11 protein-coding genes and 4 pseudogenes are annotated in these 14238 nt (G+C 53.2%); 3 read left to right on the forward strand and 12 right to left on the reverse strand.

Going from position 1 to position 14238, the window contains the following annotated elements:
• Nucleotides 1-72: 72 nt before the first annotated feature.
• From I9H09_RS27285 to I9H09_RS26925, 3 genes and pseudogenes are all read right to left on the reverse strand, one after another.
• Complete coding sequence (locus I9H09_RS27285) at nucleotides 73-975, reverse strand: methyl-accepting chemotaxis protein (RefSeq protein ID WP_413469814.1); 903 nt, start codon at nucleotides 973-975, stop codon at nucleotides 73-75.
• Nucleotides 970-2232, reverse strand: a pseudogene (locus I9H09_RS27290) (cache domain-containing protein); the annotation flags it as partial. The gene I9H09_RS27285 and the pseudogene I9H09_RS27290, both read right to left, overlap by 6 nt.
• 699 nt (nucleotides 2233-2931) lie before the next feature.
• A pseudogene (locus I9H09_RS26925) lies at nucleotides 2932-3234 on the reverse strand (restriction endonuclease); the annotation flags it as partial.
• A 374-nt stretch (nucleotides 3235-3608) separates the two neighbouring features.
• Between I9H09_RS26925 and I9H09_RS25180 the strand changes: the two are divergent.
• Nucleotides 3609-4982: a type III effector gene (locus I9H09_RS25180; RefSeq protein ID WP_183142473.1), complete on the forward strand. Its 1374-nt coding sequence runs from the start codon at nucleotides 3609-3611 to the stop codon at nucleotides 4980-4982.
• A gap of 26 nt (nucleotides 4983-5008) precedes the next feature.
• On the opposite strand, the gene I9H09_RS27295 is transcribed toward I9H09_RS25180, so the two are convergent.
• The 8 genes and pseudogenes from I9H09_RS27295 to I9H09_RS25215 form a co-directional block, all read right to left on the reverse strand.
• Entirely contained in the window at nucleotides 5009-5881 is an 873-nt protein-coding gene (locus tag I9H09_RS27295; RefSeq protein WP_412458895.1) for a methyl-accepting chemotaxis protein, read from the reverse strand.
• A pseudogene (locus tag I9H09_RS27300) lies at nucleotides 5867-6943 on the reverse strand (methyl-accepting chemotaxis protein); the annotation flags it as partial. The gene I9H09_RS27295 and the pseudogene I9H09_RS27300, both read right to left, overlap by 15 nt.
• 872 nt (nucleotides 6944-7815) lie before the next feature.
• The gene (locus I9H09_RS25190) at nucleotides 7816-8322 is read right to left on the reverse strand and encodes a hypothetical protein (protein ID WP_024690830.1); all 507 of its coding nucleotides are present in this window, start codon (nucleotides 8320-8322) and stop codon (nucleotides 7816-7818) included.
• Nucleotides 8323-8394: 72 nt separating this feature from the next.
• Nucleotides 8395-8709, reverse strand: a complete 315-nt coding sequence (locus I9H09_RS25195; RefSeq protein WP_024690829.1) for a hypothetical protein — start codon at nucleotides 8707-8709, stop codon at nucleotides 8395-8397.
• Nucleotides 8710-8738: 29 nt separating this feature from the next.
• A complete protein-coding gene (locus I9H09_RS25200) occupies nucleotides 8739-8990 on the reverse strand; it encodes an antirestriction protein ArdR (protein WP_024690828.1) in 252 nt (83 codons plus the stop codon).
• A 16-nt stretch (nucleotides 8991-9006) separates the two neighbouring features.
• Nucleotides 9007-9354, reverse strand: coding sequence for a type II toxin-antitoxin system ChpB family toxin (locus I9H09_RS25205; protein ID WP_024690827.1), 348 nt, complete (start codon nucleotides 9352-9354; stop codon nucleotides 9007-9009).
• Nucleotides 9351-9605, reverse strand: coding sequence for an AbrB/MazE/SpoVT family DNA-binding domain-containing protein (locus tag I9H09_RS25210; protein ID WP_024690826.1), 255 nt, complete (start codon nucleotides 9603-9605; stop codon nucleotides 9351-9353). The genes I9H09_RS25205 and I9H09_RS25210 overlap by 4 nt, the downstream gene beginning before the upstream one ends.
• Before the next feature lie 75 nt (nucleotides 9606-9680).
• A pseudogene (locus I9H09_RS25215) lies at nucleotides 9681-10229 on the reverse strand (tyrosine-type recombinase/integrase); the annotation flags it as partial.
• A gap of 121 nt (nucleotides 10230-10350) precedes the next feature.
• On the opposite strand from I9H09_RS25215, the gene I9H09_RS25220 reads away from it, so the two are divergent.
• Entirely contained in the window at nucleotides 10351-10605 is a 255-nt protein-coding gene (locus I9H09_RS25220; RefSeq protein ID WP_122323458.1) for a hypothetical protein, read from the forward strand.
• Nucleotides 10606-10889: 284 nt separating this feature from the next.
• On the opposite strand, the gene ltrA is transcribed toward I9H09_RS25220, so the two are convergent.
• Entirely contained in the window at nucleotides 10890-12176 is a 1287-nt protein-coding gene (gene ltrA / locus I9H09_RS25225; protein ID WP_024670769.1) for a group II intron reverse transcriptase/maturase, read from the reverse strand.
• A 1074-nt stretch (nucleotides 12177-13250) separates the two neighbouring features.
• Here ltrA and I9H09_RS25230 point away from each other — a divergent pair.
• Nucleotides 13251-14213, forward strand: a complete 963-nt coding sequence (locus I9H09_RS25230) for a proline dehydrogenase family protein (protein WP_057434072.1) — start codon at nucleotides 13251-13253, stop codon at nucleotides 14211-14213.
• Nucleotides 14214-14238 lie beyond the last annotated feature (25 nt).

Consider the following 14238-nt stretch of genomic DNA (forward strand, 5'->3'; position numbering starts at 1 on the left):
TTCTCGCCTAAATGAGTGTCCGGAATCATTAGACCACTACAATCAGCGGCAACAAGCCGGTTACCAATCCGCTTATTTTTTTACCTTAAAACGACTCAGCTCTCGCTGCATCAAGGATGCTCTTGCCGAAAGATCTTTCGCTGCGGCAGCGCAGTCTTGCGAATTGGATTGATTTTGCTGTGTCACTTCATCTATCTGTTCAAGTCCCAGACTGGCTTGCTGCAAACCGGAAGCCTGCTCACTGGATGCCTGATAGATCAGAGAAACCAGGCTTGAGACTGCACTGGTTCCGCTCACGATGTTTTTAAGTGATTCGGCAGTTCTGCCGGCAATGATCATCCCACGTTGCGTTTTGGTAGATGAGTCGGCAATCAGTGTTGCTGTCTGCTTTGCTGCCTCTGCGCTTCTTGCCGCCAGAGAGCGTACCTCGTCAGCCACCACTGCAAACCCCCGCCCAAGCTCCCCTGCTCTTGCCGCTTCGATGGCCGCGTTCAACGCCAGGAGATTGGTTTGTGCTGCAATGTTATCAATGGTGGTGATTATCGCTGTAATGTCTTTACCTGAGTTATCAATTTCCGTCATCGCGGAAATAAGCTCAGTCATCAGCTTGTCGCTTTCTCCGGCGTCGGCTCGTGAAGCCTGCGATTGTTCATCGGCTTTTTTGGCGTTGACCGCGTTGTCCGACGTTTGAGCGGCCATTTGCGTCATGACCGCGCTGATTTCGGTGATCGAGGATGCAGAGTTTGCTGCGCCGTCCGACAGCGACTGGCTCAGATCCGTAACCTGCTCGGAACTGCCGGTAATCTGAGTGGCGCTGACCTGTACCTCGGATATCAGGTTGTTCAGATTGCTGACCATTTTTTCCAGTGATTTTCCGAGCGTATCGTTGGGTGATGACAGCCTGACGTCCAGGTCTAGATCGCCCTCGGAAATTCGTTCGGCGACCTTGACCTGACGCTGCAAGCTGTCAGACATATCGTTTAGCGCAAATGATAATTGCCCGACTTCGTCCTCGGATCGCTGAACCAGACGCCTGGAAAAGTCGCCAAGGCTGATATTGGCGGCCAGTGAGGCAGCCTCCCGTATAGGGCCTACAATTTTAGCCGCAGCAAACCATAACGCTGTCAGAGCCAACAGCAAGATGGTCAAGCCCACCGAGACTTGCCATATACTATTATTCAAACTACGCGCTTGTAACTCTTGCTCCAAGGTAATCGCTTGGCTCATCACCACCGCTTTTGGTAGGCGAATATAAATTGCCCATGGCTTGCCCGTGCGTCCAAGTTGGATGGGCATAAGCACTTCAAAATTTTGGGTATTCTGATTGAGCAAGCTTTCGCCGCGGCCACCCTGAATGTCACTCAAGACCTTTTCCCAAGAATCAGGAAACAAAGCTTTCATCGGTTGACCTATAAGCTCTGCACGCTGACTGTCAGCCACCACAAACCCTTGATTGCTTAGGATGGTCACGGAGCCTTTGCCACCATAAAGATCGGTGGACATCTGTTCGCCCATCTTTTGAATAAAAGCGATATCAAAATCAGCGCCTACTACCCCGTAAAACTTTCCGTTGGATAGAATGGGCACGGACAACGTCGTAAGCCAGACGTTTTTTCCTTGCACAATATATGGAATTGGGTCCAGCACGCTTTCTTTCAGTGTTGACCTAGGACCGTTATACCAACCACCTTTGGGAACGCCGTTAGGATGGTTGTCATTTGAGTCGTACTCAACCAGAGGCTGTACCGCGACACGACCGTCCGAGCTACGTGTCCAGTAAGGTGTGAAACGCCCTGTCGAGGGACTACTGCCATCCTGGTGGTCTCTGGAAGAAATATCTTTTCCGTCCAGCGCATCCGGCTCCCAGCAAGAGTAAGTGCCATTGAATTCTGGATTATCTTTCAAAACGTTTAACAGGACGCTATTGATCTGTTCGCGGCCCAAAATCAAATTGCTTTGCGAAGTTTTGCTTGCAGCAAAGGTGCTGGCCATGGTGCGAGCGGACTCAAGCGCATTTTGTAATTTTGCCTGTATGGAATTTGCTCGAGATTCAGCTAAGTTTTGAATTTCGCGAACAGTGGACTGTTCTATCAGGGCCGCCACCTCCTGAGAGACATACTGTTCGTTAGTTCGAGACGTGAATACCCCATAGGCAACCAAACTAGCAGATGAAACAAATATGCATAAGCCTGCTGTTATGCAGATGCGTGCTTGTAGTGATCTTAACTTCATCGTGATGAATGCTCGCAGTTTCCGCTATCGCAGGCGCGATAATGGTCTATCGTTTAACAGATTTGTTGAGTTGGAAAAGTCGCAGATGGGTCGCTCAAACAAAAAGCATGTACACTGCTTTTCAAAAAGTTATGTGAGCCTGCAAAGATTATACGTTCCGCTTACTTTTCCAAGAAGTAAGGATCGGATTAAATCTTTGACTGTGTATTTTCTATAAATTCTTTCTGGTAGTTTGCGTGTTTTTTAGAGGCTTAATTTGATCTGGATCAAGCTTCATCGAAAAAAATAAGGGGGGGCAAAAAAACCACATTAATTTACCACTTGTACAGGCCCGGTTTACGAACGGGAAATTATCTTCCGCGTACCGGCATCACGGCCAACGGCATTTATACCGTGGTCGAGGCCTATGCCAAAAAGGCCGGGATTGAGGTCGACGGCTTGGGGGGATGAAGCTGTGCCGTCTTGGAAAAGCGCCTCCAAGGTGTTCACTGAGACGCCGCTATCGCCTGCCAACGTGGCGATTGACTCTTCATCCTTACCATCAATCTTGAGAGCGAAATCGACATACTCAGTCCGCCTAAGGATGCCTTCGATCTCGACCTTCTGTATAAAGCCATCCCAGTCAGAGCCTTTGGGATCACGAAGCCGTTTGAGGCTTATTCCGTAGAAGTTGCACAGGTTCACCACGCCGCTCTGAAACCCCTTAGTGGTGAGCAAGACGCCTTGGCTGTTGGGAATGTCAGAGAGCAAGCCAAGCAGGTTGCGTGCGTGGATGAGGGCGATGGTGGATTTGTAGTATTTGCACTCCACCAGTATCTGATGCTCTACACCGTCTTTGAGGTAGCGCCAGTACACGTCGATCTGGTGAGCTACGCCTGAACGCCCGGTGATTTGGACGTTATGCAGTACCTCCATCGTCTCAACCTCATCGCTGGCTAGAATCGCTTGGTAGACCTGCTGGGCAACCTTCTCGTATTCGGTGCTGTTATTTACGTCGAGCATTGCGGATTCCCTATCTGCTTTTGGCGGACGCGAAACCGCGCCCTGGTACTGCCAAAGCCCGCGACTGGGCGAGCTGGTAGTGCAGCGATGGAACCGTTAACGGCCCAGCGACTACACAGCTTTTTGTAAATCCAGTTCAACTGGAGTGTAGCCTGACGTTTCCGCTGTTTCTGGCGCTGTTTGATCGAAACTTCTCTGTATTGCTTTCACGCAAACATTCGCTCCGGACAAGCCTGACTCAGGATACAGCTGCTCAAACTTCCGTAGACCGAGATAGAATTTCCATGCACATCAACCAATCCGCCCAACAACCGCCTGGCGTTGCAATGGAGAGTTTTCGGACAGCTTCCGACGCGTCCCTTGCTTCTAGTTCTGTGCGGTCTGTCAGCACTACCTCGTGCCGCGATCTACAAGCTATTACCGATTATCTGAAACATCACGTGTTCGCTGCGCACAGGTTTTCGGTAATAGGCTCACCGGATGAGCGTGATGCCGCTCTTGCACACAACGAGCAGATCGATGCGTTGGTAAAGACACGCGCCAACCGCCTTTACTCCGAAGGGGAGACCCCCGCAACCATCGCCGAAACATTCGCCAAGGCGGAAAAGTTCGACCGTTTGGCGACGACCGCATCAAGTGCTTTTGAGAACACGCCATTTGCCGCTGCCTCGGTGCTTCAGTACATGCAGCCTGCGATCAACAAGGGCGATTGGCTACCAACGCCGCTCAAGCCGCTGACCCCGCTCATTTCCGGAGCGCTGTCGGGTGCCATGGACCAGGTGGGCACCAAAATGATGGATCGTGCGAGGGGTGATCTGCATTACCTGAGCACTTCGCCGGACAAGTTGCATGATGCGATGGCCGCATCGGTGAAGCGCCACTCGCCTGCGCTTGGTCGACAGGTTGTGGACATGGGGATTGCAGTGCAGACGTTCTCGGCGCTAAATGTGGTGCGTACCGTATTGGCTCCAGCGCTAGCGTCCAGACCGTCGGTGCAGGGTGCTGTTGATTTTGGCGTATCTACGGCGGGTGGCTTGGTTGCGAATGCAGGCTTTGGCGACCGCATGCTCAGTGTGCAATCGCGCGATCACCTGCGTGGCGGGGCATTCGTACTTGGCATGAAAGATAAAGAGCCCAAGGCCGCGTTGAGTGAAGAAACTGATTGGCTTGATGCTTACAAAGCGATCAAGTCGGCCAGCTACTCAGGTGCGGCGCTCAATGCGGGCAAGCGGATGGCCGGCCTGCCACTGGACGTCGCGACCGACGGGCTCAAGGCGGTGAGAAGTCTGGTGTCGGCCACCAGCCTGACAAAAAATGGCCTGGCCCTAGCCGGTGGTTACGCCGGGGTAAGTAAGTTGCAGAAAATGGCGACGAAAAATATCACTGATCCGGCGACCAAGGCTGCGGTTAGTCAGCTGAGCAACCTGGTGGGTTCGGTAGGCGTTTTCGCAGGCTGGACCACCGCTGGACTGGCGACTGACCCTGCGGTTAAGAAAGCCGAGTCGTTTATACAGGATAAGGTGAAATCGACTGCATCCAGTACCACAAGCTATGTTGCCGACCAGACCGTCAAACTGGCGAAAACAGTCAAGGACATGAGCGGGGAGGCGATCTCCAGTACCGGTGCCAGCTTGCGCAGTACTGTCAATAACCTGCGTCATCGCTCCGCTCCGGAAGCTGACATCGAAGAAGGTGGGATTTCGGCGTTTTCTCGAAATGAAACACCGTTTCAGCTCAGGCGTTTGTAAGCGGTCTTTGGGTTGTAACTTGCGTTTTACGTCTTGAAGTGTGAAGTCATTTTTTGCAAGTCGTGCCCCAGGGACGCCAGCTCAATCGTCGCCGTTGCGCTTTGCTCGCTCGCTATCGCGGACTGATCTGCCACATCACGAACACTGAGAATGCTGCGATTGATTTCTTCAGCCACGGCACTTTGTTGCTCTGCGGCAGTTGATATTTGCAGGCTCATTTCCTGAATCGTGCCTATGGAGTGGTTGATTTGGGTGATTGCCTGCTCGGCCTTTTGCGCCAGTTCAACAGTGCCCAATGTGCGTTCGCGGCTGGATACCATCAATGTGGCGGCGGCTTGCGTACCTTGCTGCAAGGCAAGGATCAGCGTTTCGATTTCCTTGGTGGAGTCTTGCGTACGCTGAGCAAGTGAACGCACTTCGTCTGCGACCACCGCAAACCCACGACCCTGCTCGCCTGCACGCGCAGCTTCGATGGCCGCGTTCAACGCCAGCAAGTTGGTTTGCTCGGCAACCGCCTTGATCACGTCAATGACTTTGCCAATCTTCTCACTGTCCTGAGTCAATACACTCATGGCGCCACCCAGTTCTTCGATTGCCTGGGAGAGCTCGCTGATTTGCGTCGTGGCCTGCCTGACCACTGCGCCGCCATGACGGGCCTGCTCTTCGGCCAGGGTTGCAGCAGCTGACGCATCGGTGGTGTTACGCGCCACCTCCTGAACCGTGGATGCCATCTCATGCATCGCGGTGGCCACCTGATCCACTTCGATTTTTTGCTGACGAACGCCTGCGCTAGTCTGCTCGCTCATGGCTGACAGCTTTTCAGCGGACATCGAGATCCGGGTCACACCGCCGCCGATGCCATGCACCAGCGTATTCAGGTTTTGCGCCATGTCCTGCATGGCATTTTGAAGGTCGCCCAGCTCATCGCGACGCGTCGACTTGGCCAGCGCTGTGAGGTCGCCTTTGGCGATACGGCGAGCCAGCTCGACGGTGAGCGCGAGCGGTGAGGTTATCTGGCGGGAGATCACGACAGAGGCAAACAGCCCCACCAACAACGCGACCAGCGTCAAAATAGCCACCTGGATAAAAGCACTGCGCTGATCGGCCCGCGCCAGTTGCTGCTGGGCGTCCATCAAGCCAGTGATGATTTTATCCATGACGTCGCTTTCCTGATCCACTTGCTGTCGCAGATTCTGCTTTTGATCAAATAGGGCCGAGACTTGAACTAGCACGTCGCGGTACTGACGCATGCCGACATACGTGTCTTCCAACTGGGAAGACAGTGCAGCGGGCAAGCTGGTGCGGGCTTTGGTGATGTCGCTCAGGAACGCGTCGGTGGTGTCCAACAGCAACTTTTTGTTGGTAACGTCTGGAACTGCGATGTATCGGCGCAACACAAGACGAAACATCGTCATACCATTTCGCAAGTCGGCCACCGTACGCAGTTCGGCTATGCGCTCGGTCCCAGGTTGCTCAAGCGCACTGGCGGTGGTGGTTTCAAGCAGTTGAGTGAAGGTGCTGACGAATTTGTCGGACAACGCCCCTAACGGTTTCAGCGCACCGCTGGTGGATTTGTCTGTGTCAACGAGACGATTGACCTTTTGATCGTAGGAAGCAGTACTGGCTTGCAACTGCGTCAGCGCTTGCTGATTCTCCTTACTGGTCAGTAACAGCAACGCCTTGGAGATGAACGCTTGCATCGCACTGAGCTGCGTACGGTAAACCTCAAGAGCCGCTTGGTCGGCGGACGCTTCGTACTGTTTCTCTGAAAGGCGCATGTCCTGCGCCGCATCGTTGAGCGTACCGATCAAGCGTGTAGTGTCCAAACGATCAACGAGGATGTTGTTACTGGTGTAACCGACGAAAGCAACGGCCAACACTGCCAGCAACAAAAAGCCAAAGCCGATCCCCAGCTTTCGTGAAACCTTGATATTGCCTAGAAATCTCGCTGCAACTGCCATTTTCAGCCTCTAACGCCACCACGCCATTGATCCGTGAGGCACAAAAATAAATTCTGGCAACCACGGTTGCCTTCAAGGGTCAGGTCTCGTCATCCAAGTCGAGGTTCAGGGTCAGCTCCAACTTAACCTAGCTTAACGAAGCATCTTTGGGGGCTGATGCGCCAAATTGAGCGCGTTCGGTGCACACCGAAACAGAGCTTTGCCTAGGTCATGCGCTGGGGGAGTGAGGTACGATTTAACGTGTCTACCATAGACATCGGCTAGGGACGCCATGAACTTTAATGAAAGTTGTACGTGTTTTATTTCTGTACATTTTTTTGGAGTTTTCGACCAATTTAGGAGACGTTTTGCCAGAACCGCCAGCGACTTTCCTTTGGTCAGCTTCTGAGAATACCTGTTATCGCTGATGCAGAATTGACCCATCTGCCAACTTGGCGTTGCCCCACAAGTATTCAGCCCAAAGTCAGACCTGCTAACGCTTTACGAAGTAGAAGCTTGGGTCAGCGGAATTTCGGCAGCTGCCAATGCTGATACATAGCTACCGGCGGAAAATATGCGAATATATCCGCACGCCTGCTCGCACCGGCTTTTGCATTACAAGGCAAGCGTTTCGGGATCGTCGTAGACGCAATCCGCCCTTGATTGGCATATGCGCCAATCGTCCACTCGTTTCATTTGGGTAAATTCCTGAAGTTTTGCAGCCCTTGAGAGGTGTTTCAAAACCACCTGAAATCTTTCCTGATCGACCAAAAAAAGGCCATTTTGACCCTTATGAAACGAGGTAAGCGCGAGGGGGCAAGTCCAAAGGCTGCGCAGCCCGTAAATTGGAGGTTTCAAAGACAGGGTCGATTTTGAAACAGTTTTCCGTGAAGTTATGGCCGGGAGCGATTGGCCTTGTCGGCTGTTTCGTACCAGTCTGTGCGATAGAGCCTATAGGCCAGGCCGGAAAAGCTGTTTTCCGCGGTAGACAGCTTCTTTTCAGCTTCGGCCAGATCGTTGGTTTGCTCGATGGGAATCCACTCGCCACTGGCCAATTGTTCTTCAACCAACCACAAAGGTTCGGGTATCTCTGGTGGGTTGGCTTGGACAGTGTCCGGAATGACAACCTGCCTAAAGCCCGCCCAAAAATGCTCTTCGCCCAGCCTACGACGCGTCAAGGCATTCACGGCATCAGCCAACCGACCTTCGGCGACGCTAAGCAGCGAGCGTGCGCGCTCGGCGGCATTCACATCCCCACTTCCCTCATGCGTAGCGCATTCATGGCGAAGGCGCCGGTAGGCATTCAGATATTCGAGCGCCAGATCATCCAAAATCTGCGTTACCGGCTCGGTCAATACTGCCGGCGGTGTAGTGCGGTTGTACTGATCGCGGGTAGTCATAAGTCTATTCCTACTTGCTGGCCAACGAACGCCACTGGAGCTTTACCAGCCTGGGTAAGGGCCTGGGCAGATTTATTTCGCCGACCTGACTGATACCAGCTCGATGTACCTGTATTTCTTGCGAGCGATCTTCAACGCATCCATTTCAGCCTGAAGGAGGCTGAGCGTATCGGCCTCGTGGGTGATCAGCTCTGTCTTGCCTTCATACTCATTGCCTACACGCAGCGTGACTATAAGTTTGGGTACAAAATTCTTGGCCGTCTTCCGCCGATCAACTGAATGCTCAGGCCTTCTGACCACAGCATGCGCTTGAGCCTGTGGGGTCGCTGAATGTCCGGCAGACCCGCAAGAGCCGAACAGTGCTTGCCGCATTTCTTCTTCGGTCATATTCATTCCGGCTTCCAGAAATGACTTTCCTACTGTCCGTCAGGGTCAACCGCGACCCACGCTTTCGCGCCGTTGTAGTCATCACCGCCTTCTGCCATGTAGACCAGCCCGGCCATGTCTACGGCGTATGCGCCTGGTCGTTCGCTTTCTGGATCACGCAGTTCGTTTTTCCAGCCATACACTTCGCCTTCCCACACCAGCACAACACCAGCGGGGTGTTCCTGGTTGCTTGCCCGCCACTTTGTGGCGGTTGCGCGTAGCGCCTCGATCAGCTGTTCCATGGGCAATTTTTCCCTGCTATTCAAAGAGTGCTTGGACTCGGGCCAGCACATCGTCAATCACCACCTCGGGAACAGATTCAATACGCTTGGCGCCTCGGGCCTCAAGGTCAACAGTGCGGATCTGGTTACACAGAACAACACCCTGAGTCTCGGTGCCTGAACAGCTCAACGGCACCGCAAAACCCGCATATCGGGCAAAGTCGCCGCCTTGTGTGATCGGTGCAATCACTGCGAGCCCCGAGGCGTTGTACGCCGCTGGCGTGAGAACCAGTGCCGGACGAAAATCGCCCTGCTGCTCACGGCCGGACGTTGGGTTCAGATTCAAGCGGACAATGTCGGCCCGAGCGTACTTCGCTCTCTTCACGCCTCACGCCCCACCGGCTGCATAGCGTTCCAGGCGGCAAGCTCTGCTGGTTCCTGTGCGTTCAGGTCGCACTGAGACATTAGGTCGGCCAGCTTGTAATGTGGTTTGGCTTTCGCAGGTTTCAGCGTCATTGATTCAGGCGTGAAATCGAGGCTCAGCACATACCCAACAGCCAAACTCATTTGCTTGAGCACGTCAGATGGCAAGCGAATCGCAGCGCTGTTGCCCCACTTTTGAATTTTTACTTCCATCATAAGCACCTCTTAATGTAGATCTACTGTAGATATACTCTCAAAAAAAGCAAGCAATATGTTTATACAATGTATCTACAATGCCAGCTCAAAGGCGCGTCGTAAAGTGCCTTGATCTACCGTGAGATACGGCTTCGTGTGACTGAGACAAGCATGGCCGAGGAGCATCTGGACCATCTCCACATCGCCGGTCGCGGCGAGTACCTTCGCTGCTAACGTGCGGCGACCGCTGTGTGACGATCCGCCCTTGATTCCCGCTTGACGATAAAGGCGACTGAAAGTCTGTTGCAGGGTGTCACAGCACCGGTATACCTCCGGACCGCTGTCGAGCATGCGATGTCTGAATGCAAGCTCGAACGCTTCACCCTTATGGCTGAGAATGAGTTTTGAGCTTGGGCGTAGGCCGAGAAAATCGTCAGATCCAGACACCCCCCAGCCACGCTGCAATCGCACATCCAACCAACGCTTTAGGGCATCGATGCACCTGGTATGCGTGAGGTAGAAGTTCCTGGCACGCGACCCTTTTGTGATCGTAGAAGATAGGTGCACTTCAGAGCGCACGGCTCCAGATGGGTATAGCACGCTGGATGTTTCAAGCTGGGCCAGCCCTGTGACGCGCAGGCCGGTTGTGTGAGTGAGCCAAAGCTGTTATCGCAGATGCAGAATTGACCCAGCTGCCGACTTGGCATTGCCCCATTAGTATTCAGCCCAAGTCAGACCTGCTAACGCTTTACGAAGTAGAAGCTTGGGTCAGCTAAATTTCGGCAGCTGGGTCAATTCTGCATCAGCGGCAACATACACCACTTTAGCTGGCCGTGGTAATGGTGATGCCTATGAACAATTCAAGGAGTTGGTTGAGCGGGCGGACGGCTTGGTTACTCAAGACGGCCAAGACCCGGTTGTAGGATGGTTCATTCACACCGGTCCGACTCTGCTCAGCATTGACCAAATTCAGAACGTGGTAGGCCACACGGTGGAAGTGACCCAACTGAACGACTAATCATCATTTAACTCGGTGCTCTGGATCAGTGCTTGCGTTGGTTCAGGTGTTGCCGCTGATGCAGAGTTGACCCAGCTGGACCAACGAACCTTTGATAGCAATTTGCCTATTTGACATGCTGGAGGGGTATGCTGCATCACCACAAGATTGGGGTGCACATATTGTTCAAAGCATTGTTGGAGCTCGTCCTTTCGCTACGCAGTACCTTCATAGAGGTCCATGAGTGGGTCGCGGTAGGAACGGCAGTTACCTGCCGCCCCCCGCACAGATCCGTACGTGCGGAACTACCGCATACGGCTCCTGCCTCGGGTATGTGACGCAAAGCGATCCTCAGGGTAAGGGTGTGCATTTCTAGGTCTCGGGATATAGAGATCGGCAAGGCGTCCGTAACGTGACCATTGAAGCCGATTACGCTGGCTGCGACGCTTAAGGGCTTGCCGCCAGAGACGGCACACCGCCAAACGAAAACCACCAAGACGTATCAGGTTCCCCGGTACCGCGTGGTAATTGAAGTAACCGCTTACCACACGTTTGAGCCATTGCCCTTGAACCCGGACAAAGTCATGACGCCGGCGACTCAACTCCTCGCGGATAGCAAGAAGCGTCGCACGCATACGCTTTTTGACGGTCAGTCGCAGTACTTGGAAGTCACCCCGTCGGCTGACACTACAACAGTGGGTGAAACCCAGGAAATCAAAAGTCTCCGGTTTTCTCAAACCTCGTTTCCTGCGATTCGTCACAGCAAAACGACCAAACTCGATCAGTCGTGTTTTCGAGGCGTTGAGCGATAGGCCGAACCTGGCCAACCGTTCCTGCAACTGCACCAGAAACTGCTGAGCCTGCACTTTCGTCCTGAACCCCACCACACTGTCATCCGCGTAGCGCACGACAATCACATCGCCGCGGGCGTGGCGCTCGCGCCACTGCCTTGCCCATAGATCCAGCACGTAGTGAAGATAGATATTTGCCAGCAGCGGCGATATCACTGCGCCTTGGGGCGTCCCCTTGGTCGCAGCCACCCTACGGCCATCCTCCACAACGCCCGCTTGAAGCCATTTGCAGATAAGCCCGAGCAAGCGCCGGTCTGCAATTCGGTGTCCCAGAAACATCAGCATCCATTCATGGTCGATCTCATCAAAGAACGACGTGATATCCGCATCAAGTATCCAGTTCACCTTTTGGCTTTTCAGCGCGACCGTTAATGCATCCAGCGCATCGTGCTGGCTACGTCCCGGCCGAAACCCATACGAGAATCCAAGAAAGTCTTCTTCATAGATCGCATTCAGAACAGTGACTACTGCTTGTTGTACGATCTTATCCTCCAGAGAGGCAATGCCCAGCGGACGCAGCCTGCCGTCAGCTTTGGGAATATAGACCCGCCGCGATGGCGTTGCTCGAAAAGCTCCTTTGTGAAGCCTTCCGTGCAACTCGGTCACACGCTGGAGAAGACCTTCCTCATAGTCTCGCCACGACAGGCCGTCCACGCCCACCGCAGCATCGCGGCGCAGCGCATAAAAGCTCTGCGCCAATAACTGTGGTGTGATGTGGTGCAGCAATGCCGTGAACTGCATGCCCTTGTTCCTGCGGGCTGCTTCACGTACACCTTCAAGTCCCATCGACGCGCAACTGATCCGGCTCTGTGTCCGGGGCACGGGAGGCCTGTCGGTGTTTCCCTTGGCTACGTCCCTTTCCTCCACTATCTCCGCAGGGCCAGGCCCTTTGTTCGACGGCTTCTCAGGTACTACGGACGTATCCGACTTCTCAGCGGCGTAGGCAGCAGGGTTACGGCTTTTGGCCTTTCCTGCTCCGCCCGGTGCTTGCGCACCGGGCACCGCTGAGATCTCCCAGTTTCTGTGCAAAGGACTTCCCGACGTGCACAGGGTCTCCGACCGCGCGGGATCAGAGCATGACTGGCGTATAACGCCATGCTCCGTATTGCCTTCTGCTTCGCATAACAGCATCGGCATCCCGAATTCCTGATTACGCGGCTCAATGGCTGGCCCATCGGTTTCCCCTGTCAACGCTTCACCCTGCACCTCGCGGTGCAACATGCATGACTCGGGGTCTGGTTGATTCGCCATTTCTTACCAGTATCGAACTTTCATCGACTATCCTCTGCCAGCTTTAACTGGCGCACTATGCGTCCGGCCAAGTCATCTACGCGCGTGCAACAGAGTTGCGCCTGTCGCTTTGACGATACGGTGACGGCTCAGTAGCCATGCACCAGAACTTTCATCCGATTGCAGCAAGGATTGGCGAAAAAATAGGCAAAATGCGGCTTCGCCGCACCGAATACAGCAATGATCCGGGCTAAGGAGCGCTTGGTACGGGCGTCTGATGTCATCCCCAATCAATTGAGCTTATTATATTAACTCTATAATAAAAACATCTTTAGGCTCGTTCAGTAGGTAGGACGCGCTGCAAGGACACCCCTTAGAGCTTGCGGTAGCTAAACTGTAATCATCTGTTTGTAGTCCTGATACCAAAAATTCATCAAATAGGACCTAGACAATCGTGCTTTCTCACTTTAGGATCCGATTCGACATCCCGACTCGGTCTTCATGATTGAGTTGACTTGCAAACTTTTTAGTGCCGCAACGCGTGAGTAAAGGTTCGCGACTAACTGCCTCAAGGAGAGAGAAAAAATGGTTTCGAAGGAAGATTATAGCCTTGCTTCAGTTGCGTTAAAAAAACTGGCTATGAACAAAGCCTGCAGAGACGCGTTCACTGAAGACTCATTGTTTTTCAAGCTATTCTCTCCTGCTGCCCAACGCTATTTTCTCGCCACGAACCGCAAAGCGCTGTTGCCTAAGCTGAACGTACTGGCAAATAAAGGCTACGCGTTGAGCGTAGAGTACGTCGGCGAAGAGAACTCGGATCCTATAGTAGTACAGAGGTTCGTTGAAGAATATTTGAGCTCGATTCAGGCATTTGCTGAAGTAGGACTGAAACCTCAGTTGAGTTTCGACCTCAGCGCAGTGGGACTTGCCCTTTCTCAGGACATTGCTTATAGAAATGCGGCAGCCATCATTTCGAAGGCTGCGAATTACGATGTTCCTGTGATGATTAGTATGGAGCACGCCGCTTCAGTGGATCAAATCCTAGAAGTTTACGGTGAGCTGGCACCTGAGTACGCAAATGTTGGTGTGACTATACAAGCATACTTGCATCGCACCATTGAAGATCTACCAAAAGTCCTTCGTTATGGACGTAAGGTGAGGCTGGTAAAAGGGGTCTACAATGAGCCTGAAACTGTCGCCTTGCCTCGTGGCGAAGCCTTGGATAAACGCTACATGGAGTTGCTGCTAATGCTCCTAAATGCAGGGGGGGGCGTCAGCGCAGCGACTCAGGATCCTGACCTTATCCCTCGTATTTTGAAGCAGTACGGTCAGTTATCAAATCTAGAACTCGAGATGCTTCATGGCGTTCAACCTGGCTTGTTGCGCCAAGTTAGGGACGCCGGACTGCCTTGCCGTATATACGGCGTCTACGGCGATAGCTGGTATTTGCACTTCCTGCATCGCTTAGCTGAGTCCCCAGAAGAAATCCTAGGTGCGCTTGCCGACTTTAGCGATCCATCTCGCGTTGTTTTCGCAGCCGATTACTGAGCAGAATTGCTTCGGTCTTTATTTT

This window comes from Pseudomonas tremae, from assembly GCF_023278125.1.
GTDB classification, from domain to species: Bacteria; Pseudomonadota; Gammaproteobacteria; order Pseudomonadales; family Pseudomonadaceae; genus Aquipseudomonas; species Aquipseudomonas tremae.

Coding starts and splice junctions, on each gene's coding strand:
- I9H09_RS25195 (WP_024690829.1), bottom strand. CDS start 8,709: ATGACCGAAGAAGAAATGCGGCAAGCACTGTTCGGCTCTTGCGGGTCT.
- I9H09_RS27285 (WP_413469814.1), bottom strand. CDS start 975: ATGTCTGACAGCTTGCAGCGTCAGGTCAAGGTCGCCGAACGAATTTCC.
- I9H09_RS25190 (WP_024690830.1), bottom strand. CDS start 8,322: ATGACTACCCGCGATCAGTACAACCGCACTACACCGCCGGCAGTATTG.
- I9H09_RS27295 (WP_412458895.1), bottom strand. CDS start 5,881: ATGCAGGACATGGCGCAAAACCTGAATACGCTGGTGCATGGCATCGGC.
- ltrA (WP_024670769.1), bottom strand. CDS start 12,176: ATGCAGTTCACGGCATTGCTGCACCACATCACACCACAGTTATTGGCG.
- I9H09_RS25230 (WP_057434072.1), top strand. CDS start 13,251: ATGGTTTCGAAGGAAGATTATAGCCTTGCTTCAGTTGCGTTAAAAAAA.
- I9H09_RS25210 (WP_024690826.1), bottom strand. CDS start 9,605: ATGGAAGTAAAAATTCAAAAGTGGGGCAACAGCGCTGCGATTCGCTTG.
- I9H09_RS25200 (WP_024690828.1), bottom strand. CDS start 8,990: ATGGAACAGCTGATCGAGGCGCTACGCGCAACCGCCACAAAGTGGCGG.